This is a genomic window from Micromonospora sp. NPDC005237 (genome assembly GCF_040607775.1).
Classification (GTDB): Bacteria; Actinomycetota; Actinomycetes; order Mycobacteriales; family Micromonosporaceae; genus Micromonospora.
Genome location: NZ_JBEXHJ010000001.1, coordinates 822,854 through 844,601 on the forward strand (window position 1 = coordinate 822,854; position 21,748 = coordinate 844,601).

At 72.9% G+C, this 21,748-nt stretch carries 20 protein-coding genes; 16 read left to right on the plus strand and 4 right to left on the minus strand.

Annotation, left to right across the window (positions count from 1 at the left end; genetic code table 11):
- Window positions 1-33 precede the first annotated feature (33 nt).
- Window positions 34-471, minus strand: a complete 438-nt coding sequence (locus ABZT87_RS03945; RefSeq protein ID WP_355133457.1) for a ferritin-like domain-containing protein — start codon at window positions 469-471, stop codon at window positions 34-36.
- Complete coding sequence (locus ABZT87_RS03950) at window positions 468-995, minus strand: hypothetical protein (RefSeq protein ID WP_355133459.1); 528 nt, start codon at window positions 993-995, stop codon at window positions 468-470. The genes ABZT87_RS03945 and ABZT87_RS03950 overlap by 4 nt, the downstream gene beginning before the upstream one ends.
- Before the next feature lie 154 nt (window positions 996-1,149).
- Between ABZT87_RS03950 and rimP the strand changes: the two genes are divergently transcribed.
- From rimP to ABZT87_RS04000, 10 genes are all read left to right on the plus strand, one after another.
- A complete protein-coding gene (gene rimP / locus ABZT87_RS03955) occupies window positions 1,150-1,866 on the plus strand; it encodes a ribosome maturation factor RimP (protein ID WP_355133461.1) in 717 nt (238 codons plus the stop codon).
- Complete coding sequence (gene nusA, locus ABZT87_RS03960; RefSeq protein WP_354857652.1) at window positions 1,863-2,906, plus strand: transcription termination factor NusA; 1,044 nt, start codon at window positions 1,863-1,865, stop codon at window positions 2,904-2,906. The genes rimP and nusA overlap by 4 nt, the downstream gene beginning before the upstream one ends.
- Before the next feature lie 16 nt (window positions 2,907-2,922).
- Complete coding sequence (locus ABZT87_RS03965) at window positions 2,923-3,255, plus strand: YlxR family protein (protein WP_266251254.1); 333 nt, start codon at window positions 2,923-2,925, stop codon at window positions 3,253-3,255.
- Between the two features lie 93 nt (window positions 3,256-3,348).
- Complete coding sequence (gene infB / locus ABZT87_RS03970; RefSeq protein ID WP_354857655.1) at window positions 3,349-6,363, plus strand: translation initiation factor IF-2; 3,015 nt, start codon at window positions 3,349-3,351, stop codon at window positions 6,361-6,363.
- 90 nt (window positions 6,364-6,453) lie between these two features.
- On the plus strand, window positions 6,454-6,750 hold the full coding sequence (locus tag ABZT87_RS03975) for a DUF503 domain-containing protein (protein WP_234588255.1): 297 nt from the start codon (window positions 6,454-6,456) through the stop codon (window positions 6,748-6,750).
- A gap of 128 nt (window positions 6,751-6,878) precedes the next feature.
- Window positions 6,879-7,382: a 30S ribosome-binding factor RbfA gene (rbfA, locus tag ABZT87_RS03980; protein ID WP_355133463.1), complete on the plus strand. Its 504-nt coding sequence runs from the start codon at window positions 6,879-6,881 to the stop codon at window positions 7,380-7,382.
- Window positions 7,379-8,437: a bifunctional oligoribonuclease/PAP phosphatase NrnA gene (locus tag ABZT87_RS03985; protein WP_354857660.1), complete on the plus strand. Its 1,059-nt coding sequence runs from the start codon at window positions 7,379-7,381 to the stop codon at window positions 8,435-8,437. The genes rbfA and ABZT87_RS03985 overlap by 4 nt, the downstream gene beginning before the upstream one ends.
- A 127-nt stretch (window positions 8,438-8,564) precedes the next feature.
- Entirely contained in the window at window positions 8,565-8,972 is a 408-nt protein-coding gene (locus ABZT87_RS03990; protein WP_355133465.1) for a hypothetical protein, read from the plus strand.
- The gene (locus tag ABZT87_RS03995) at window positions 8,972-9,181 is read left to right on the plus strand and encodes a DUF6186 family protein (RefSeq protein WP_234588302.1); all 210 of its coding nucleotides are present in this window, start codon (window positions 8,972-8,974) and stop codon (window positions 9,179-9,181) included. The genes ABZT87_RS03990 and ABZT87_RS03995 overlap by 1 nt, the downstream gene beginning before the upstream one ends.
- Before the next feature lie 450 nt (window positions 9,182-9,631).
- Window positions 9,632-10,954, plus strand: coding sequence for an MATE family efflux transporter (locus ABZT87_RS04000; RefSeq protein WP_354857665.1), 1,323 nt, complete (start codon window positions 9,632-9,634; stop codon window positions 10,952-10,954).
- A gap of 15 nt (window positions 10,955-10,969) precedes the next feature.
- On the opposite strand, the gene ABZT87_RS04005 is transcribed toward ABZT87_RS04000, so the two are convergent.
- Window positions 10,970-11,986: a hypothetical protein gene (locus ABZT87_RS04005; protein ID WP_354857666.1), complete on the minus strand. Its 1,017-nt coding sequence runs from the start codon at window positions 11,984-11,986 to the stop codon at window positions 10,970-10,972.
- A 188-nt stretch (window positions 11,987-12,174) separates the two neighbouring features.
- On the opposite strand from ABZT87_RS04005, the gene truB reads away from it, so the two are divergent.
- The 6 genes from truB (at window position 12,175) to dapB (ending at window position 19,437) form a co-directional block, all read left to right on the plus strand.
- A complete protein-coding gene (gene truB, locus ABZT87_RS04010) occupies window positions 12,175-13,059 on the plus strand; it encodes a tRNA pseudouridine(55) synthase TruB (RefSeq protein ID WP_354857669.1) in 885 nt (294 codons plus the stop codon).
- A gap of 77 nt (window positions 13,060-13,136) precedes the next feature.
- On the plus strand, window positions 13,137-14,066 hold the full coding sequence (locus ABZT87_RS04015) for a bifunctional riboflavin kinase/FAD synthetase (protein ID WP_355066853.1): 930 nt from the start codon (window positions 13,137-13,139) through the stop codon (window positions 14,064-14,066).
- 190 nt (window positions 14,067-14,256) lie between these two features.
- A complete protein-coding gene (rpsO, locus tag ABZT87_RS04020; RefSeq protein ID WP_007456699.1) occupies window positions 14,257-14,526 on the plus strand; it encodes a 30S ribosomal protein S15 in 270 nt (89 codons plus the stop codon).
- A 226-nt stretch (window positions 14,527-14,752) separates the two neighbouring features.
- Window positions 14,753-17,143 (plus strand): polyribonucleotide nucleotidyltransferase, encoded by a 2,391-nt coding sequence (locus tag ABZT87_RS04025; RefSeq protein WP_355133467.1) that lies wholly within the window; start codon window positions 14,753-14,755, stop codon window positions 17,141-17,143.
- A gap of 47 nt (window positions 17,144-17,190) precedes the next feature.
- Window positions 17,191-18,588 (plus strand): pitrilysin family protein, encoded by a 1,398-nt coding sequence (locus tag ABZT87_RS04030; protein WP_355133469.1) that lies wholly within the window; start codon window positions 17,191-17,193, stop codon window positions 18,586-18,588.
- A gap of 96 nt (window positions 18,589-18,684) precedes the next feature.
- On the plus strand, window positions 18,685-19,437 hold the full coding sequence (dapB, locus tag ABZT87_RS04035; protein WP_355133471.1) for a 4-hydroxy-tetrahydrodipicolinate reductase: 753 nt from the start codon (window positions 18,685-18,687) through the stop codon (window positions 19,435-19,437).
- A 77-nt stretch (window positions 19,438-19,514) separates the two neighbouring features.
- Here the strand turns inward: dapB and ABZT87_RS04040 are convergent, their stop codons facing one another.
- Entirely contained in the window at window positions 19,515-21,614 is a 2,100-nt protein-coding gene (locus ABZT87_RS04040; protein WP_355133473.1) for a glycogen debranching N-terminal domain-containing protein, read from the minus strand.
- Window positions 21,615-21,748: the final 134 nt, after the last annotated feature.

Consider the following 21,748-nt stretch of genomic DNA (forward strand, 5'->3'; position numbering starts at 1 on the left):
TGGTATGCGCTCCGCAACCGGAGTGGACCAGGTTCAGGTCGGGCGGCCGGGAAATGCGACAGTCGCCGGGGTCACCCCTGCGGTCTTGCGCCACCGCGTGGCCCGTACGGCGTACTCGACCAGGGCGGCCAGCGCCTGGTCGCGGTCCGGGCCGGTGGTGGACGCCAAAGCGGCCCGCCAGTGCGCCGCGGTGCGCTCCTCCACCTCGACGGCCAGCCGCAACGCGCTCGCCCGGTCGGTGACGGGAAACGGCAGCGCGTACCCGGCCCGGCCCGGTGGAACGGTGCCGCCGGTGGTGCTGAGCTGCACGACCAGCGCGTCGCGCCGGCGTCGGTGTGCGGCCTCCGCCTGGTGTGCGGACTCGCGTGCCGCCCCGGTGAGCCGGACGCCGATCCGCCCGTAGGCGTAGATGGCCGCGTACTCGGCGGAGAGGGCGGCGGCGAGCGCCTCCCCGGCGGTGGGCTGCCTCACTTCAGTGCCTCCTGGTGGGTGGCCCGCGCGGCGGCGATCGACCCGAGCAGCGCCGCCCGCTCGGCGGGCGCCGCCGCGCAGGCCGCGGTGGCGGACTGCTGTGCGGTCTTCTCCCGCGCGCGCAGGGCCGCCAGCGCGTCCGCCGGCTCGGTCGCCGCGGTGGCGCTCGGGTCGGCGGCGGGTGTGGACGGGAGAGCGAGGCCGATCACCCGGGCCAGCTCGGTGGCGTGCGCGGTGTGTGTCTCGGCGATGGGGCCGAGGCGGTCGGCCAGCTCCGGGTGGGCGGCGGCGCTCGCCCGGTACGCGGCGGCCAGGCCCAGCGACTCGTCGACCATCGGGCGCAGCGGGTCCGGCGGTGGCGCCGGCTCGTCGTCGCGGTCGAAAAGATCACAGCCGGTCAGCGGCGCCGCTGCGCAGCCGAGCGCCAGCAGCGCCCCGACGCGCAGGAGGTTTCGCCGGTTATGTCCGGATACTTGGTCGCGCGGTGTCGTTCTGCCGATCCCCACCGAGCCAGTGAACACCATCCGCGCCGGTCCGGGGGCCATCGCCGTCGGTGCGCCGCCCGGTCCGCTGCCGGGCAGGCGCGTTACGCTCTGCGCAGCCACCGGCGCGTCCGCTCCGGTGGCGTGCCGGCATGGCGGGACGAGGGTCCCGGTCGACCAGGGAGAGGGTGCGCAGATGACGCAGCGTGGCCGTGCCACCAGGTCGACGGGTCGACCCCGCGACGGCGCGGGCTCCCGCGGTCCGCGCGACAGCGCCGCCCCGCGCGGCGGCGGTGATCTCGCGGCACGGCGTACCCGGCTGCGGACCGTGATCGAGCCGGTGGTCAACGGCGTGGGCTACGACCTGGAGGACCTGTCGGTCTCCCGGGCCGGCCGCCGGCACGTGGTGCGGGTGATCGTGGACGCCGACGGCGGCATCGACCTGGACGCCGTCGCGGACGTCTCCCGCGCGGTCTCGACCGCTCTGGACGCCGCCGAGGAGACCGGCGGCGACATTCTCGCCGGGGAATACCAGCTCGAGGTCAGCTCGCCGGGTGTGGACCGGCCGCTCACCCTGCCCCGGCACTGGCGGCGCAACGTGGGCCGGCTGGTCAAGGTCACCGTCCGGGGCGCGGTCGCGCTGCCCGGCCAGCGCGGCGAGCAGCCCTCCGGGGACCGCCAGCTGACCGGCCGGGTGGTCGGGGCCGACGACGAGGGCGTGCGGCTGGAGACCGACGACGGCCAGACCCTGTGGGCGTACGCCCAGCTGGGCCCGGGCCGCGTGCAGGTCGAGTTCACCCGCCTCGCCGAGCTGGGTGAGCCGGACGAGTTCGACGACGCGGACGAGACCGACGAGAACGACGATTCAGACGACATCGACGACGAAGATGATGTGGAGGACGAGGAGAGGTGAACATCGACCTCGCGGCGCTGCGCGCACTCGAGCGCGAGCGGGAGATCCCGTTCGACACGATTCTCGCGGCGATCGAGACCGCGTTGCTGACCGCCTACCGGCACACCGACGGCGCCGAGCCGCACGCCCGGGTGGAGATCGACCGCAAGTCCGGCGCGGCCCTGGTGTACGCGCAGGAGATGGACGACGACGGTTCCCTGGTGCGTGAGTGGGACGACACGCCGCACGACTTCGGGCGGATCGCCGCGATGACCGCCAAACAGGTGATCCTCCAGCGTCTGCGGGAGGCCACCGACGAGGTGCACTTCGGCGAGTACGTGGGCCGCGAGGGTGACCTGGTCACCGGCGTGGTGCAGGCGCACGAGACCCGTACCGAGAAGGGCATCGTCAGCGTCGACCTGGGCAAGCTGGAGGGCGTGCTGCCGCAGTCCGAGCAGGTGCCCGGCGAGCGGTACGCGCACGGCGAGCGGATCCGGTGCGTGGTGGTGCACGTGGCCAAGGGCATGCGCGGGCCGCAGATCACCCTGTCCCGGTCGCACCCGGCCCTGGTCAAGAAGCTGTTCGCGCTGGAGGTCCCGGAGATCGCCGACGGCACGGTCGAGATCGGCGCGATCGCCCGTGAGGCAGGTCACCGTACGAAGATCGCCGTCCGTTCCACCACCCCCGGGGTGAACGCCAAGGGCGCCTGCATCGGCCCGATGGGCCAGCGGGTGCGCGCGGTGATGAGCGAGCTGCACGGTGAGAAGATCGACATCATCGACTGGTCGGACGACCCGGCCACCTTCGTCGGTAACGCGTTGTCGCCGGCCAAGGCGCTGCGCGTCGAGGTGGTGGACCTGGCCGGTCGGGCCGCCCGGGTGACCGTCCCGGATTTCCAGCTCTCGCTCGCCATCGGCCGCGAGGGGCAGAATGCCCGACTCGCTGCCCGGTTGACCGGTTGGCGGATCGACATCCGGTCCGACGCGGAGCAGACCGCCCCGGCCGCGCGCGGCGCGGCCGAGCATGTGCCGGAGCCGGGCGGCGCGATCTCGGGCAGCTAGGGGTAGACTTCCTCCAGTGGTACGACGCGCGCAGCCGGAGCGCACCTGTGTGGGTTGCCGGCAACGTGCGCCGGCCAGCGAATTGCTGCGGGTCGTCGCGATCGGGGACGAGGCTGGTCACAGCCTCCGGCCTGATCCGCGCCGCAGGCTGCCGGGTCGGGGAGCGAACATGCACCCGGATCCGGCCTGCTTCGCGCTGGCGGTGCGGCGCCGAGCCTTCGGGCGAGCGCTGCGCATCACCGAGGTCCTCGACCACGGTGTGCTGGCAGAGCACGTCGATGCGCCAACCACTACGTCCGGTCAGCCCGACCGGGCGAGGGTCGCTAGCAGGGTAGGACGACCGACATGAGCACACGATGAAGTCCCTGAAATGACCAGGCTTCAAGTGCACGAGTGAGGTCGCTGCGGGTGCTGCCCGCACGACCTCGGAGTGAGGAGTGCAGTGGCAGGCAAGGCCCGCGTACACGAGCTTGCAAAAGAGCTCGGGGTCGAGAGTAAGACCGTTCTCGCCAAGCTGAAGGAAATGGGCGAGTTCGTCAAGTCCGCGTCCAGCACGGTCGAGGCGCCCGTCGCCCGACGGCTGCGTAACGCATTCGTCGCGTCGTCCGGTGCTCCGGCGCCGGCCGCCCCGTCGGCGCCCGCGCCGACGCCGGCTTCGACGCCGACCCCGACGCCGTCTCCGACCCCGGGCGCCCCCCGGGTCTCGGCGAAGCCGATGCCGCCTCGGCGGCCGGCCGCGCCGGCACCCGGTCCGAAGCCCAAGGGTCCGGTGCCCGGTGCGCCGCAGTCCGCGGCCCCGGTCGCCAAGCCGGCGAGTGCCCACGACATCGAGGTGGCGGCCGCAGAGGCGCGTGCCGCCGCGCTGAAGGCTGAGCAGGAGGCCGCGGTCAAGGCCGCGCAGGCCGCCCGCCAGCAGCAGCGGGAAAACCCCGTTCGCCGGGAGCCTCCGGCAGACGGCAACCGCCCCGGTCCGCGGCCGGGTCCGGCCGCGATGCCGCCCCGTCCCGGTTCGCCGGCCGCTCGGCCGAGCACGCCGGCGCCGGGTCCCGGTGCCCGACCGGGCGGTCGTCCGCCGGCGCGCGGCGCCGGTAACAACCCGTTTGGCATCCAGGGTGGCCAGCAGCAGCGGCCGCCGGCCGCGGGTGCGGGTGGCCCCCGGCCCAACAGCCCGGCGGGTATGCCGCCGCGGCCGAGCCCGAACTCCATGCCGCCGCGGCCCAGCCCGGCGTCCATGCCGAGTCAGCGTCCGGCTGCCGGTCGTCCCGGCCCGGGTGGCGCCGGTCGTCCCGGTGGCGGCGCGGGTCGCCCCGGTGGCGGTGGCGGCGGTTTCCGTGGTGGTCCCGGCGGCGGCGCCGGTGGTGGCGGCGGTTACCGCGGCGGCCCCGGTGGCGGCGCGGGTGCCGGCGGTGGCGGTGGCTACCGTGGCGGTCCCGGCGGCGGTGGCGGTGCTCCCGGCGGTGGTTTCCGTCCGGGCGCTCCCTCGGGCGGCGGCGGTCGCCCGGGTGCCGGCGGTCGTGGCCGTGGCGGCGGCGCCGCGGGTGCCTTCGGGCGTCCGGGTGGCCGGCCGACGCGTGGCCGCAAGTCCAAGAAGCAGCGCAGACAGGAGTTCGACAACCTGTCGGCTCCGACCATGAGCTCGGGTGCTCCCCGGGGTCAGGGTCAGGTCGTCCGGCTCTCCCGCGGCGCCTCGCTGTCGGACTTCGCCGACAGGATCAACGCCAACCCGGGTTCGCTGGTCCAGGAGATGTTCAACCTGGGCGAGATGGTCACCGCGACCCAGTCCTGCTCTGACGACACCCTGCAGCTGCTGGGTGAGCACCTCGGCTTCGAGGTGCAGATCGTCAGCCCGGAGGACGAGGACCGCGAGCTGCTCGCGCAGTTCAACATCGACCTCGACGCGGAGGTGGCCGAGGAGCGTCTGGTCAGTCGTGCGCCGGTCGTGACCGTCATGGGTCACGTCGACCACGGTAAGACCAAGCTGCTCGACGCGATCCGTAAGGCGAACGTCGTGGCCGGCGAGGCCGGTGGCATCACCCAGCACATCGGTGCCTACCAGGTCCACGTCCCGCACGAGGGCGAGGACCGCGCGGTGACCTTCATCGACACCCCGGGTCACGAGGCGTTCACCGCCATGCGTGCCCGTGGTGCCCAGGTGACGGACGTCGTGATCCTGGTGGTCGCGGCCGACGACGGCGTGATGCCGCAGACCATCGAGGCGTTGAACCACGCCAAGGCGGCCGACGTGCCGATCGTGGTCGCGGTCAACAAGGTCGACAAGCCGGAGGCCAACCCGGACAAGGTCCGCCAGCAGCTGACCGAGTACGGCCTGGTCGCCGAGGAGTACGGCGGCGACACCATGTTCGTCAACGTGGCCGCGAAGCCGGGCATCGGCATCGAGGAACTGCTCGAGGCTGTCCTGCTGACCGCCGACGCGTCGCTGGAGCTGACCGCTCCGATCGACGGGCCGGCGCAGGGTGTGGCCATCGAGGCGCACCTGGACAAGGGTCGCGGTGCGGTGGCGACGGTGCTCGTGCAGAAGGGCACCCTGCGGGCGGGCGACTCGATCGTCGCCGGTGGGGCGCACGGCCGGGTCCGGGCCATGCTCGACGAGAACGGCAACCAGCTCACCGAGGCTGGTCCGGCGCGTCCGGTCATGGTGCTGGGTCTGACCGCGCCTCCCGGCGCGGGCGACACGTTCCTCGCCGCGGCGGACGACCGTACGGTGCGGCAGATTGCCGAGCAGCGGCAGGCACGGCGGCGGGCGGCGTCCTTCGCCAACTCCCGTGGTCGGGCCACTCTTGAGACGCTCATGGAGCAGCTCAAGGAGGGCGAGAAGACGTCGCTCAACCTCATCCTCAAGGGTGATGTCTCCGGTTCGGTGGAGGCCCTGGAGGACGCGCTGTTCAACCTCGACATCCCCGAGGAGGTCCAGCTCAAGGTCCTCGACCGGGGCGTCGGCGCGATCACCGAGAGCAACGTCATGCTCGCGAGTGCCTCGTCGGAGCCGGTCACGATCATCGGCTTCAACGTGCGGGCCTCGAACAAGGTCCGCGAGATGGCCGACCGCGAGGGCGTGGAGATCCGGTACTACACGATCATCTACCAGGCCATCGAGGAGATCGAGGCAGCGCTCAAGGGCCTGCTCAAGCCGGAGTACGAGGAGGTCGAGCTGGGCAGCGCGGAGATCCGCGACGTCTTCCGCTCGTCCAAGATCGGCAACATCTCCGGTTGTATCGTCCGGTCGGGCATCATCCGGCGCAACGCGAAGGCGCGCCTGCTGCGGGACGGGGCGGTCGTGGCGGACAACCTCACGATCACCTCGCTCAAGCGGTTCAAGGATGACGCCACGGAGGTCCGCGAGGGCTTCGAGTGTGGTCTGACCCTGGGTGGTTACAACAACGTCCAGGTCGGCGACGTCATCGAGACCTTCGAGATGCGGGAGAAGGCTCGCGCCTGATCCGGCAGTGACACGCTGATCAAGGGGTTTACGCCAACCGGCGTAAACCCCTTGATCATGCGGGGCGGGTTGCCGGTATCGTCCGGGGCGATGTTCACCGGAAACGCGGTCTTCGACCTGCTGCTGCCGGGCGACTCCCGGTCGCTCAAAGCCAAGAGATCATATGTACGGCCGATCGTGGCGGCGCTGCGCCGCTTCGAGGTCTCGGCCGCCGAGGTGGGTGCGCTCGACCTGCACGGTCGAGCGGAGATAGCGGTGGCCGTGGTCGCCGCCGAAGCGGCGCACGTCCGCGAGGTGCTCGACTCCTGCGAGCGCCTGGTGGCCGCGCGTCCCGAGGTCGAGTTGTTGTCGGTCCGACGCCGGCTGTACGGCGTGGACGACGACTGAAACGGGGTGCCGGCGGTGCCGGGCGACCGGTGCCGCCGCGAAGGTAGTGTTCGAGATGTTGGCCGGTCGGGCCGGCGGCCCCCGGGTCGCCGGGTCGGCCGGGAGCAGGACGCCGTGGAGGTGGCGAGATGTCTGATCCGGCCAAGGTACGCCGGCACGCGGAACGGGTGCGTGAGCTGGTCGCGTCGGTGGTGCGGAGCCAGATCAAGGACCCGCGGCTCGGCATGATCACCATCACCGATGCCCGGATCACCGCTGACCTGCGCGACGCGACGGTCTTCTACACGGTCCTTGGCGACGCGGTGGCCCAGGCGGACACCGCGGCGGCTCTGGAGAGCGCCAAGGGCCTGCTGCGCAGCACGGTCGGCAAGGCGCTCGGGCTGCGGCACTCGCCGACGCTCACCTTCGTCCTGGACGACGTGCAGGACCAGGTCAAGCACATCGACGATCTGCTCGCCGCCGCCCGCAACGCCGACGCGGAGGTGCAGCGGCTGGCCGCCCGGGCGGAGTACGCGGGCGAGGCGCAGCCGTACCGGGTCGACGACGACGAGAACGAGGACGAGACCGACGACGACGAGGCCGACGTGGCCGCCGACGTCACGGAGATCCCCCGGGGTGGGGCAGCGCGGTGACGGGCGCCGCCGGTGCCCAACTCGTCGCGCCGGTCGACGCCGGCCCGGCCGAGGCGGACTGGGCCGCGGCCCAGGCGCTGATCCGCGCCGTCGGGCCGACCAGCCGGGTGCTGTTGATCTGCCATGTCAACCCGGACGGCGACGCGCTGGGCAGCATGCTCGGCTTCGGTCTGGGCCTGCGCCAGCTCGGCGTACACCGGTTGCAGGCGACCTTTCCCGGGCCGCCGGAGGTGCCCGAGCCGTTCCGGGGGCTGCCCGGCTTGGAGCTGCTGGTCCCGGCGAGCGCCGCGGACCCGGCTCCGGATCTGGTGATCTGTTTCGACGCGGCCAGCGAGTCGCGCCTCGGTGAGCTGGCCGGTCGGTTGTCGACGGCTCCTGCCGTCCTGGTGCTCGACCACCACGCCTCGAACCCGGGCTTCGGCACCGTCAACCTGGTCGACCCGAGGGCCGCCGCCACGTCGGTGGTGGCCGAGCAGCTGTTGGCGCGACTGGGCGTACCGCTGGATCGGGCCATCGCCGAGTGCCTGTACGTGGCGCTGACCACGGACACCGGCTCGTTCCGGTTCGAGGCGACCACTCCGGCGGTGCACCAGCTTGCCGCCCGGCTGCTGTCCACCGGCATCTCGCCCGGGGACATCTCCCGGCGGGTGTTCGACACCCGACCCTTCGGCGCGGTCCGCCTCTTCGGGGAGGTGCTCGGCCGTGCTCGGCTGGAGCCGGCCGCCGCCGACGGCCGAGGGCTGGTGTGGACCTTCGCCACGCTCGACGACCTGGCCCGCCACGACCAGCGGCCGTACGTCCTGGAAGCGCTGATCGACTCGGTGCGCTGCACCGCCGAGGCGGACGTGAGCTGCGTGCTGAAGCAGACCGCCCCCGACGAGTGGGCCGTGTCGATGCGGAGCAAGGGCGCGGTGAACGTCAGTCGCGTGGCGGTGGCGCTGGGCGGGGGTGGCCACACGTTCGCGGCCGGGTTCACCGGCCGGGGGACCGCCGAGCATGTCGTCGAGGCGATCCGCGGCGAGCTGGCCGGGGCACTGATCACCGGCGACGCCTGACCGCTCCCGGGCCGTCCGGCGCAGCTGACCAGGCCCGTTCACGTTTCCGTCCGGGGCGGGAAGTTCAGGGTCAGCTCCGGGGGGTGTCGGTCTAGCCGCGCTCCGTGAGAACGGGAAGAATTGCGGGATGGAGCAGCCGCACGACCTCACCGTGGAGGCCCCCCGAGCCTGGGACCGGCCCGCCGTCTCCGTCCCGGTTCTCCTCTGCCTGTCCCTCGTTGGCGGCCGGTTCGCGTCGTTCTCCACCGAGGCCAATCTCTACACGCTCGGCACCGGCGGCGTGTTGATCTGGCTCGGTCTGAGCAACCGGGTGCCCCGGCGGCCGGCGCCGCGTCGGCTGGGCCCGGGAGCGGCCTGGTGGGCACTGCCGGTGGTGGTCTTCGGGGTTTTCGAGGGCGCGACCTTCGTGTTGGCCGTGGGCGACGACTTCCCCACCTTCTCCCGGTTGGCCGACCCCTTGCTGGAGGATCATCTGACCCGGTCGGCGGCCTGGTTCGCCTGGCTGGCCGCGTTCTGGGGGCTGGCGCGGCGATGATGCGGGCACTCGCGATCGGCGGTTTCCTCACCGCCCTGGCCCTGTTCGTCGGGGTCGAGTGGCTGGCCCGGCGGGAGGGATCCCGCATACCGACCCTGGGCGAGGTCTGCGCGTACGTGATGCGCTACGAGGTCGGTTCGGTGCCGGTGGGCAGGATCGGTCTGTTCGGGTTCTGGTGGTGGCTGGGCTGGCACTTCCTGGCCCGCTGAGCCGGGCTGCCGACCGTCCAAATGGCGGGAACCGGGAGCAGCATGTGGACCTGAACGATAACTTGGGAGGCGGCCGGCATCACGTGGTGATGCAGGTCGTGGGCGGTGGTGCCACACCTCGCGCTGCCTCCCTCCAGGGTCGGACCGACCCGGGCTCACGCTGCCCAGTCGGCTGCTCCGGTAACCCCGGACCGCCGTGGGGCGCTCAGCACGACCGCCCGTGAGGGCTGCCGCGTGCCGGTGGCTCGCACCCTGGAAGGAGCGCCACCATGCCGAACAAGCCCAAGCCCGAGACCACCACCGACGACGCCCGCGAGCAGGCCCGCCGCGCGCTGCAGACGTCGATGGACACCCGCCAGTGAGCCACTCCGCCGGGCGGTGACGCCGCCGATGGAGTAAGTCCTCGGCGGGATTGCGATCCTTACCGTCGTCGTGCCAGGATCGGCGGCGATGAGCCACCCTGCCACCACCGACCGATCCGCCTCGCCACGCCGCATCGCCGGCCTCGCGTTGCCGGCCCTCGTCGTCCTCGCCGCCGAGCCGCTCTACGTGCTCGTCGACACGGCCGTCGTCGGTCACCTCGGTCGGGTGCCCCTGGCGGCGCTCGCCGTCGGCGGCACGGTGATGACGCTCACCGCCTGGCTCGGCACCGTCGTCGCGTACGGCACCACCGGGCGGTCGGCCCGCCGCTTCGGCGCCGGCGACCGGGCGGCGGCAGTGGCCGAGGGAGTCCAGTCGTCGTGGCTCGCGTTCGGCGTCGGGCTGCTGGTCGCGATCGGCATGCAGATCGGCGGGGGCGCGCTGGCGCGTACCCTCGCCGGAGGTGCCGGCGACGTGGCCGACGCCGCCGCCGGGTGGCTGCGGATCGCGGCGCTCGGCGCCCCCGGCCTGCTGCTCGCCGCCGCCGGCAACGGCTGGCTGCGCGGCGTGCAGGACACCCGGCGGCCGCTGTTCTTCGTGCTCGGCCCCAACCTGCTCTCCGCGCTGCTCTGCCCGCTGCTGGTCTATCCCGGTGGGCTCGGCCTGACCGGTTCGGCGGTCGCCAACGTGGTCGCCCAGACCATCGCCGGCGGGCTCTTCGCCGCGGCGCTGGTCGCCGAACGGGTCTCGCTGCGGCCCCGACCGCGGGTGATCCGCCAGCAACTCGTGCTCAGTCGGGACCTGCTGATCCGGGGCGTGGCGTTCCAGGCCAGCTTCCTCTCCGCGACGGCCGTCGCCGCCCGCTTCGGCGCCGCCGCCGTCGGCGCACACCAGATCGCCCTGCAGCTCTGGTTCTTCACGGCCCTGGTGCTCGACGCCCTCGCCATCGCCGCGCAGTCCCTGGTCGGTGCCGCGCTCGGCGCCGGCGACGCGGCGGACGCCCGCGCGCTGGCCCGCCGGATCGGCCTGCTCGGCGGCGTCTGCGGCGTCGCCTTCGCGCTGCTCATCGCCGCCGGCGCCGGCGTCGTGCCGTCCTGGTTCAGCTCCGACGAGCAGGTACGCGAGCAGGCCATGGTGGCCTGGCCGTGGTTCGTCGCCATGCAGCCCCTGGCCGGGGTGGTGTTCGCGCTCGACGGCGTGCTGATCGGCGCGGGCGACGTCCGCTACCTGCGCAACCTCACCATCGTGGCGGCGCTTGGCGGTTTCCTGCCGGCCATCTGGCTGGCGTACGGGCTCGACCTGGGGCTGGGCGGCATCTGGGCGGGGCTCACCCTCTTCGTGGCGATCCGGCTGGTCGCCCTGCTGCTGCGCCTGCGCAGCGGCGCCTGGGCCGTGGTCGGCGCGATCCGCTGACGGCCTGCCCCCGGCTCAGCAGTCCTCGCCGTCGCCGGGACGCCAACCCGGGTCGTAGATGTCCCCGGTCGGCGCGGTGTTCGGCAGGCCCACCTCGGGCGCGATCTCCAGGTCGATCCGGCCCTTGCGGATCGCCGCGCAGGTCGCGTTGAGCACCGTCACGTCGGCGCTGTCCACCCACAGCCCGGCCGAGCCCGCCCGCACGTCGTCGGGGTGCGGCACGTGCCAGACGACCTGGTCCCGGAGGGTGACGAGTTCGGCGCCCGGGGCGTACGCCTGCGGGCGGGGCAGGTCGAAGGAGTAGACCCAGATGAACCGGGTGGTGATCGCCAGCACCCGGATCCCGTCGCTGTCGGTCGTCGACCGGTACTCCACGGTGCCGCTGGCCCGGATGCCGTCGGCGAGGTCGAGGTTCGGGTCGGCGGCGCGGTCGACCAGGGTGGCGTAGTTCAGGTTCGTCCCCTGCGCGAAGTCCTTGCGCAGGTCGGCGCGGGCGTCCGGGGCCAGCAGGGCGAGGAACTGGTCCGGATCGCCGAAGAGCATGGACGGGTCGAGTCGGCTCTGGATCAACGCCCCCTTGACCTTCGCCAACGCGTCACCGACCTGCTTGGCGGTGAACGGCGCGGCAGCCTTGGCCGCCGGGAGCGTGATGGCCGCCGCGCCCACGGCGAACGTCTCTGCCGGCGTGCCGACGAACGGTCCGAGGCTGTTGCCGCTCTCGTCGACCGGCCGGGGCGGCGCCGTGGAGGAGCCCTGACCCAGCAGCGGCTCCCCGTCGTGGATCCGCTGCACGGCGCTGTACCCGCTCCAGGCCAGCACGGCCAGCAGCACCAGGGCGACCAGCCCGCCGACGCCGCCGAGCAGCTTGCCCGCGTGCTGCTCCCAGCCCAGCCGCAGCCGATCAGCGCCGGTCACGGGGGTTTCGGTCGCCGGCCCCCGCATCCAGTCCGGCACCCGGATGTCGTCGGTCTCGCTGGCGACCGCGTACGGGTCGGTGGTGTTCGGCGGGCTGGCGGGGTCTTCGCTGGTCATCGTGTAGTCCTGGTTCGGCGGGAACGGGCGTGTGATCTTCGCATTCGGCCGACGACGGCGCTGTCCCGTTCGGCGCGCCCAGCAGCAGCCGGCACCCGGGCGCCGCCGTGGCGACAGCGGGCCGGGGTCGGCCGGAGGGCGCCGGGCGACTCCGGTCGCCGAGAGGCTGTCTGGCAGGCTTGGGCGACGTGAGCACCGATGGTCTGATCGTGGTCGACAAGCCCGGCGGCATGACGTCGCACGACGTGGTGGCGCGGATCCGCCGGCTGGCGAAGACCCGCCGCGTCGGGCACGGCGGCACCCTCGACCCGATGGCCACCGGTGTCCTGGTGATCGGTGTGGGGCGGGCCACCCGACTGCTGACCTACGTGATCGGCGCGGGCAAGAGCTACACCGGCACGATCCGGCTCGGCCAGGCCACCGTCACCGACGACGCCGAGGGCGACGTGATCGCAAGCACCCCGGCCGGTCACGTCACCGACGAGGCCATCCGCGCCGCGCTGACGGCCCTGACCGGGGAGGTCGACCAGGTGCCGAGCGCGGTCAGCGCCATCAAGATCGACGGGCAGCGGGCGTACAAGCGGGTGCGCGACGGCGAGAGCGTCGAACTGCCGGCGCGGCGGGTCACCATCTCCCGGCTGGAGGTGCTGGCGATCCGCCGCACCGAGCCGGACGTGGTGGACGTGGACGTGGACGTCACCTGCTCCTCCGGCACGTACATCCGGGCCATCGCCCGGGACGCGGGCCTGGCGTTCGGCGTCGGTGGGCACCTCACCGCGCTGCGCCGGACCGCGGTGGGTGGCTTCACCCTCGCCGAGGCGGCCACGCTCGACGAGCTGGAGCAGCGCGCCCCGGCCGTGGTGAACCTGCCGCTGGACGCGGCGGCCGACCGGTTCTTCCCGCGCCGGGAGGCGACACCCGACGAGGCGAAGGTGCTCGGCCACGGCGGGCCGCTGGACCCGGCCGGCATCACCGGGCCGTACGCCGTCTTCGGACCGACCGGCGGGCTGATCGCTATCGTCAGCGAGCGGGACGGGCGGGCCCGCGCGGAGATCGTGCTCGCCCCGGCTTGACGGCGGGACGCAGGTCCGCCGGCTTCCGGCCGGCGGTGTCGACCCGCCGACCAGCGGGACAGCAGGAAAGGAACGGCATGCAGCGGTGGCGGGGGTACGACGCGGCGCCCGGCGGCTGGGGGCGCTCGGTCGTCACCATCGGCGTCTTCGACGGCGTGCACAAGGGGCACCAGGCGACCATCGGGCACGCCGTGGCCCGGGCCCGGGAGTTGGGCGTGCAGTCGGTGGTGGTCACGTTCGACCCGCACCCGGCCGAGGTGGTCCGCCCCGGCTCGCACCCGGCCGTGCTCACCGAGCCGGCCCGCAAGGCGGAACTGATCGAGGCGCTCGGCGTGGACGTGCTCTGCGTGGTGCCGTTCACCCCGGAGTTCTCCCGGCTGCCGCCCGAGCAGTTCGTGCACGACATCCTGGTCGAGCACCTGCACGCGGCGCTGGTGGTGGTCGGCGGCAACTTCCGCTTCGGGCACCGCGCGGCCGGCGACGTGGCGCTGCTGGAGCGGCTGGGGAAGACCTTCGGCTTCGGGGTGGAGGGCGGCCCGCTGGTCGCCGCGGACGGCACGGTCTTCTCCTCCACGTACATCCGCTCCTGCGTCGACGCCGGTGACGTGGGCGCCGCGGCGGCCGCGCTGGGCCGCCCGCACCGGGTGGAGGGCGTGGTGGTCCGCGGTGACCAGCGCGGCCGGGTGCTGGGGTTCCCCACCGCGAACCTGCTCTGCCACCGGTACGCGGCGGTGCCCGCCGACGGGGTGTACGCCGCCCGCCTGATCCGTCGCGGTCAGTCCGAGCCGCTGATGTCCGCGGTGTCGGTCGGCACCAACCCGACCTTCTCTGGTCGGGAGCGGCGGGTGGAGGCGTACGCGCTGGATTTCGACGGCGACCTGTACGGCGAGCGGCTGGCCCTGGACTTCGTGGCGCACCTGCGCGGTCAGGTCCGCTACGACTCGATCGAGCCGTTGATCGCCCAGATCGAACAGGACGTCGCACGCACCCGGCGCGCTCTGAGCTGATCATCCACCGGGCCGCGCGGGCCCTTGGCCGGCTGTTACCCGTGGGTGCTGGTAGTCTTGCGGGGACGTCGGGTGACCGGCGTGGGGCCTCGCGTGCCTGCTCGACGCCGCGGGTGCGAGGTACCGGTCCGTTCCCGGTCCATCGGGACGACGGACACCTACTTGATCAACCCATCGAAACAGGGAGAACATGGCGCTCGACCAGGAAGCCAAGGCCAGCATCCGCGCGGAGTACGCGACCGCCGAGGGCGACACCGGTTCGCCGGAGGTCCAGGTCGCGGTCCTCACCAAGCGGATCGCCGAGCTGACCGAGCACCTGAAGGTGCACAAGCACGACCACCACAGCCGCCGTGGGCTGCTGCTGCTGGTCGGCCGTCGCCGTCGGCTGCTCAACTACGTCCAGAAGAAGGACATTGCCCGCTACCGGACGCTCATCGAGCGGCTCGGTCTGCGCCGGTGACGTGACGGGGGAGTGGCCCACCGGCCGCTCCCCCGATCGGCGTCCCACCTGAAGAACACGGGCCGCGCGACCAACCCGAGAGGGAGCCGGTCAGCGTACCGGTCTCCGGTAGTGGCCCCCGGGAACCCGGCAATACGCCGGCCACCCGGGCGCTTCGATCGAAGACCGGCCGGCTGAGCAGCTCCCCGACGTCGCGGGCCCACGACGCGAAGGAGCACGACAGCACATGACCGAGACCAAACTCGGCACCGAATCCCGCACCGCCGTGATCGACAACGGGTCCTTCGGCACCCGCGAGATCACCTTCTCCACCGGTCGGCTGGCTCGCCAGGCCGCCGGTTCCGTCATCGCCCAGCTGGGCGAGACGGTGGTCCTCTCCGCCACCACCGCCGGTAAGCACCCGAAGGAGCAGTTCGACTTCTTCCCGCTGACCGTCGACGTCGAGGAGCGGATGTACGCCGCGGGCCGCATCCCCGGCTCGTTCTTCCGCCGTGAGGGTCGGCCCAGCGAGGACGCGATCCTCACCTGCCGCCTGATCGACCGGCCGCTGCGCCCGTCCTTCGTGAAGGGCCTGCGCAACGAGGTCCAGGTCGTCGAGACCATCCTCGCGCTCGACCCGCAGCACCCGTACGACGTGGTGGCCATCAACGCGGCCTCGATGTCGACCAAGCTCTCCGGCCTGCCGTTCTCCGGCCCGATCGGCGCGACCCGGGTCGCCCACATCGACGGCCAGTGGGTCGCCTTCCCGACCCTGGAGGAGCTGGCCCGCGCCACCTTCGACATGGTCGTGGCCGGCCGCACCCTCGACGACGGCGACGTCGCGATCATGATGGTCGAGGCCGAGGCCACCCCGAACGCCGTCGCCCTCATCTCGGCCGGTGCCACCGCCCCGACCGAGGAGATCGTCGCCAGCGGCCTGGAGGCCGCCAAGCCGGCGATCCGTGAGCTGTGCCGCGCGCAGAGCGAGCTGGCCGAGGTCGCCGCCAAGCCGGTCACCGAGTTCCCGGTCTTCCTGGACTACCAGGACGACGTGTACGACGCGGTCGCCGACCTGGCCCGCGGCGAGGTGGCCGAGGCGGTCACCATCGCCGGCAAGGCCGACCGCGAGGAAGCCCTGGACCGGGTCAAGGCCCGGGTCGCCGAGGAGTTGGGCGCTCGGTTCGAGGGTCGGGAGAAGGAGCTCAGCGCCGCCTTCCGCTCGCTGACCAAGTCCGAGGTGCGCAACCGCGTGCTGCGCGAGCAGGTCCGCATGGACGGCCGCGGCCCGCGCGACATCCGGCCGCTGACCGCCGAGGTCGGCGTGCTGCCCCGGGTGCACGGTTCGGCGCTGTTCGAGCGCGGCGAGACCCAGATCCTGGGTGTCACCACGCTGAACATGCTCCGCATGGAGCAGATGGTGGACACGCTGTCCCCGGAGAACCGCAAGCGCTACATGCACAACTACAACTTCCCGCCGTACTCGACCGGTGAGACCGGCCGGGTCGGCTCGCCGAAGCGGCGCGAGATCGGCCACGGTGCGCTCGCCGAGCGTGCGCTGATCCCGGTGCTGCCGTCGCGCGAGGAGTTCCCGTACGCCATCCGGCAGGTCTCCGAGGCGCTCGGCTCCAACGGCTCCACCTCGATGGGCTCGGTCTGCGCGTCGACGCTCGGCCTGCTCTCCGCGGGTGTGCCGCTGAAGGCGCCGGTCGCCGGCATCGCCATGGGGCTCATCTCGGACGAGGTGGACGGCAAGACGCAGTACGTGACGCTTACCGACATCCTCGGCGCCGAGGACGCGTTCGGTGACATGGACTTCAAGGTCGCCGGCACGCCGGAGTTCGTCACCGCGCTGCAGCTCGACACCAAGCTCAACGGCATCCCGTCGGACGTGCTGGCCGCCGCGCTGCAGCAGGCGAACGAGGCCCGGCAGATCATCCTCGGTGTGATGAAGGCCGCGATCGAGGCTCCGGCCGAGATGTCGGACTACGCGCCGCGGGTCACCACCGTCAAGATCCCGGTGGACAAGATCGGCATGGTGATCGGCCCGAAGGGTCAGACCATCAACGCGATCCAGGACGAGACCGGCGCCGAGATCTCCATCGAGGACGACGGCACGATCTACGTTGGCGCCACCAACGGCCCGTCGGCCCAGGCGGCCGTCGACCGGATCAACGGGATCGCCAACCCGACGCTGCCCAAGCAGGGCGAGCGGTTCCTCGGCACGGTGGTCAAGACCGCCGCGTTCGGCGCGTTCATCTCGCTGCTGCCGGGCCGCGACGGCCTGCTGCACATCTCCAAGGTGGGCGACGGCAAGCGGGTCGAGCGCGTTGAGGACTTCCTCAACGTCGGTGACCGGGTCGAGGTCGAGATCGCGGACATCGACGCCCGCGGCAAGATCTACCTGGACAAGGTTCGCCCGGAGGGCGCCGAGGCTCCGGCCGCCGGTGAGGCCGCTGGCGGCGACCGACCGGCTGGTCGGGACCGGGGTGACCGGGGCCCGCGTGACCGCGGTGACCGTGAGCGTGGCGGCGACCGTGGCGGTCGTGGCCCGGAGCGCGGCGGCGAGGGCGGCAACGGCGGCGGCGAGGGTGGTGGCGAGGGCGGCGAGCGTCCGCGCCGCCGGACCCGGCACAGCTGACCACCAGCACCTGCAACACCCACCCCTCGTCGAACCGGGAGCAACACGTGAGTCGGGCCTTCAGTGCGCCGTTTCCACCGGATCGACGGGGGGTGGCTGCGTCTCGGGACACCGGGGCGGGCCGCTCCGGCGGCGCCGCCCGCGCGGTGACCCGGACGCTCAGCGACGACCCGCTGGGCGGCACGATACGACGTACCGTGCTGCCCAGCGGCCTGCGCGTGCTCACCGAGGCGATCCCGGCGATGCGCAGCGTCTCCTTCGGCATCTGGGTGGCGGTGGGCTCGCGGGACGAGACCCGTCCGCAGGCCGGCGCCGCGCACTTCCTGGAGCACCTGCTCTTCAAGGGCACCCACAAGCGCACCGCCTTGGAGATCTCCTCGCAGATCGAGGCGGTGGGTGGCGAGACCAACGCCTTCACGACGAAGGAATACACCTGCTACTACGCCCGCGTGCTGGACGAGGACCTGCCGCTGGCGATCGACGTGATGTGCGACCTGGTCGCCGACTCGCTGCTGGAGCCGGCCGACGTGGAGACCGAGCGTGGCGTGATCCTGGAGGAGATCGCCATGCACGACGACGAACCCGGTGACGAGGTGCACGACCTCTTCGCCCGGGCCGTCTACGGCGACCACCCGCTGGGCCGACTGATCTCCGGCACCGAGGAGACCGTCACGCCGATGACCCGCAAGCAGATCCAGTCCTTCTACCGGGGTCGCTACACCGCACCGCAGATCGTCATCGCCGCCGCCGGCAACCTCGACCACGCCGCGGTGGTCAAGCTGGTCCGGCAGGCCGTGCGCGGCACGCCACTGGACAGCGACCCGGCCGCACCGGCCGCACACCGCGCGGCCACTCCGGCGGTACGCACCAAGCCGGCCACCACACTGGTCGAGCCGAAGGAGACCGAGCAGGCGCACGTCCTGCTGGGCTGCCCCGGCATCGACCGCACCGACGACCGGCGCTTCTCCCTCGGGGTGCTCAACAACGTCCTCGGCGGGGGCATGTCCAGCCGCCTCTTCCAGGAGATCCGCGAGCAGCGCGGCCTGGCGTACTCGGTCTACTCCTACGCCAGCCAGTACGCCGACAGCGGCCTGTTCGCCGTCTACGCCGGCTGCGCGCCGGGCAAGGTGGACGAGGTGCTGGCCCTGACCCGCGCCGAGCTGGCCCGGGTGGCCGCCGACGGGTTGACCGAGGCCGAGGTGGCCCGGGGCAAGGGGATGAGCAAGGGCTCGTTCGTGCTCGGCCTGGAGGACACCGGCTCCCGGATGAGCAGGCTGGCCAAGGGTGAGCTGCTCTACGGCGACCTGATGCCGGTGGACGAGCTGCTCCGGCGGGTCGACGAGGTCAGCGTCGCGGACGTGAACACCCTCGCCGCCGAGCTGCTCAGCCGGCCGATGTCGCTGGCCGTGGTCGGCCCGTTCGGCGAGGGCGACTTCTCCGCCTGAGGCCCGTCGCCCGCAGCGCCGGGGGCACATCCCGGTCGGTGGAGCGGACCAGATCCGGCGGCGGTGGCACGTCCCGATTGGGATAGGTTGTGCCGCGTGACTGACGAGCAGGAGAAGACCCGCGTCGGCGTGTTCGGTGCCCGCGGCCGGATGGGCATCGAGGTCTGCAAGGCGGTCGACGCCGCCGACGACCTCGAACTGGTGGCGTCGATCGACCAGGGCGACAGCCGTTCCGCCGTCTCCGGCGCCGACGTGGTCGTCGACTTCACCACGCCGGACGTCGTCATGGACAATCTCAAGTGGTCCATCGAGCAGGGCATCAGCGCGGTGGTCGGCACGACCGGCTTCACCGAGCAGCGGCTGGAGCAGGTGCGCGGCTGGCTCGCCGACAAGCCCGGGGTCGGCGTGGTCATCGCCCCGAACTTCGGCATCGGCGCGGTGCTGATGATGCAGTTCGCCGCGCGGGCCGCCCGGCACTTCGAGTCCGTCGAGATCATCGAGCAGCACCACCCGCGCAAGCTGGACGCCCCGAGCGGCACCGCCACGCACACCGCCCGGCAGATCGCCCAGGCTCGCGCCGAAGCCGGTCTCGGCCCGGTGCCGGACGCCACCAAGGACGAGGTGCCGGGTGCGCGCGGCGCCGACATCGACGGGGTACGCGTCCACGCGGTGCGCGCCACCGGCCTGGTCGCCCACCAGGAGGTGCTCTTCGGGGGCACCGGCGAGACGCTGACCATCCGCCACGACTCGTACGACCGGGTGTCCTTCATGCCCGGCGTGCTGCTGGCCGTCCGCGCGGTGCGCAACCGCCCCGGCCTCACGGTGGGCCTGGACCCCCTCCTCGGCTGACCCCGCCCTCCTCGCAGATCTTGGACAGTTTCCGTTAGCTGACGGAAACTGTCCAAGATTTCCCGCCGCAGCGCCCGCTATGCCGGGTGTTCCGCTGCGCGGCGTTGGGTGGGGAGGGTCGGGGTGAGCGGGGTGGGGAGGTTGGTGACCCTGGCCTCGCCAGAGCGGTCGACCTCGACCGTCACCGGTGTGTCGGCCACGCGGAGGCCCTTGACCGTGACGGCGCCCAGCTCCGCGCCGGCCAGCGGGGCCAGCCGGACCGTGCCGCCCGGCACGTCGGGGTAGAGGCCCGTCGCGGCCTGGAGCAGCAGCACCGCGCCCGCCGCGGCCCACGCCTGGGGCCGGCACGCCGCCGGGTACGGCACCGGGCGATCGAGCAGCGTCCGGTCGTCGCCGCCGTACAGCTCCGGCATCCGGTAGTCGAACGCCTCGGCCGCCGTGAGCAGCCCCTCGGCTAGGCCGAGCGCGGCGTCGCGGTGCCCCGCGCGGGCCAGCCCGGCGAGCACGATCGCGGTGTCGTGGGTCCAGATCGAACCGCAGTGGTACGACAGCGGGCTGAAGCCGGCGTCGTCGGTGGACATCGTCCGTAGTCCGGAGCCGCCGGCCAGCGTGTCGGTGGTGAGTAGGCGGGCGACCTGGGCCTCCTCGTCGACGGTGAGCAGGCCGGTGCCGAGCAGGTGACCGATGTTGCTGGTCAGCGAGTCGACGGGGCGCTTGTCCCGGTCCAGGGCCAGGGCGGGCTGCGGGCCGTACCGGCCGTCGACCCAGAAGGTGTCCCGGAACCGGCGGGCCAGCGTGGCGGCGTGCTCGCGCCAGTGGTCCCCACCGGGGCGGCCGAAGGCGTCCAGCAGGGCGGCGCCGTTCACCGCCGCCTCGTGCGCGTACCCCTGCACCTCGGCCAGCACGATGGGCGCGGTGGCCAGGGAGCCGTCGTGGAACCGTACGGCGTCGCCGGAGTCCTTCCAGCCCTGATTGGACAGCCCGTGGCCGGTGGTGTCGATGTACTCGACGAGGCCGTCGCCGTCGGGGTCGGCGTGCTCGCCGAGCCAGCGCAGGGCGGCCTCCAGTTGCGGCAGCAGTGGCTCGACCTGCTCGGCCGGCAGGCCCCAGCGCCACGCGTCGTGCAGCAGGTTGACCCAGAGCATGGTGGCGTCGACGGTGCCGTAGTAGGCCGGCGGGAGGCGCAGCCCGTTCCCGGGCAGCGCGAACTCCTGCCCGCGCAGCTCGTGCAGGATCTTGCCGGGGGCCTCCCCGGTGGCCGGGTCGACGCGGGTGCCCTGGCGGCGGGCGAGCACGCGCAGGGTGCCGGCGGCCAGGTCGGTGCCGAGCGGCAGCATCATCCGGGCGGCCCAGAGGCTGTCCCGGCCGAACAGGGTGAGGAACCAGGGGACGCCGGCGCCGAGGAAGACGTCCCCGGGCGCGCCGGTCTCGGCCAGGCGTAGCCCGCGCAGGTCGTCCAGGCTGCGGTCGAGGAAGCGGACCAGCCGTCGATCGTCGGCGGTCACCTCGGGTCGGGCCCACTCCGGTTCGCCGACCGGGCCGATCACCACGGCGCGCGGGTCCTCGACGGTCAGCTGCCAGCGCAGCACCGTCTCGCCTCCGGGGGGCAGGTCGATCGGCCAGGCCAGCCGCGGCGCGGTGGCCCGTTCGTCGGCGGCGAGCACGTCGGCGTCGGGCGCGGTGACGGTGACGGTGATGCCGTCGGCCGACCAGGTGAGCAGGCCCGGCTGGCCGGTCTTGGCCTCCAGCGGCGCGGCGGCGCCACCGGACTTGACCACCTCGATGGGCGCCAGGTCGCAGCCGAGGTCGACGCTCACGGTGGCCCGTACGCCGACCGTGGCGGTGGAGACGATCCGCAGCTCCTCGGTGAGGCCGTTGCGAGTGGCCCGACGGAGCCGGTCGACGCGGACTGTGGGGTCGGGCGTGGGATCGCCGAGCCAGCGGGCCAGGCCCACGAAGCGGGCGCCGTGCGGGCCGTCCGCGCCGCGGGTCAGCCCCTCCAGCTCCTGGTCGTCGACCCGCAGTTCGGCCCGGGAGAGCACGCGGGCGTCGGCGTGGAAGACGCCCTGGACGCCGGTCGGGCGGATCTGCCCGGTCGCGTCCCCCAGCGCACTGGTCGGGGCGAGCACCACCCCCACCAACTCGTGCAGGAGGGGTTGCAGCTGGCGTTCGATCACGGTGCGGCTCCAGATCTCGGGGGGGCGGGGGCGGACATCTTGACAACGCGCCCCTGGCGGTGCAAAGTGCGAAACATTCCAGAAACTTGAACGATCTAATCCTGCACTATCCGAATTGGATCGTTCAAGACGGC

Coding starts and splice junctions, on each gene's coding strand:
- ABZT87_RS03975 (WP_234588255.1), top strand. CDS start 6,454: ATGTTCACCGGAAACGCGGTCTTCGACCTGCTGCTGCCGGGCGACTCC.
- rimP (WP_355133461.1), top strand. CDS start 1,150: ATGACGCAGCGTGGCCGTGCCACCAGGTCGACGGGTCGACCCCGCGAC.
- ABZT87_RS04000 (WP_354857665.1), top strand. CDS start 9,632: ATGAGCCACCCTGCCACCACCGACCGATCCGCCTCGCCACGCCGCATC.
- ABZT87_RS04015 (WP_355066853.1), top strand. CDS start 13,137: ATGCAGCGGTGGCGGGGGTACGACGCGGCGCCCGGCGGCTGGGGGCGC.
- ABZT87_RS04005 (WP_354857666.1), bottom strand. CDS start 11,986: ATGACCAGCGAAGACCCCGCCAGCCCGCCGAACACCACCGACCCGTAC.
- ABZT87_RS03995 (WP_234588302.1), top strand. CDS start 8,972: ATGCGGGCACTCGCGATCGGCGGTTTCCTCACCGCCCTGGCCCTGTTC.
- ABZT87_RS03950 (WP_355133459.1), bottom strand. CDS start 995: ATGGTGTTCACTGGCTCGGTGGGGATCGGCAGAACGACACCGCGCGAC.
- rpsO (WP_007456699.1), top strand. CDS start 14,257: ATGGCGCTCGACCAGGAAGCCAAGGCCAGCATCCGCGCGGAGTACGCG.
- rbfA (WP_355133463.1), top strand. CDS start 6,879: ATGTCTGATCCGGCCAAGGTACGCCGGCACGCGGAACGGGTGCGTGAG.
- ABZT87_RS04025 (WP_355133467.1), top strand. CDS start 14,753: ATGACCGAGACCAAACTCGGCACCGAATCCCGCACCGCCGTGATCGAC.
- ABZT87_RS03990 (WP_355133465.1), top strand. CDS start 8,565: ATGGAGCAGCCGCACGACCTCACCGTGGAGGCCCCCCGAGCCTGGGAC.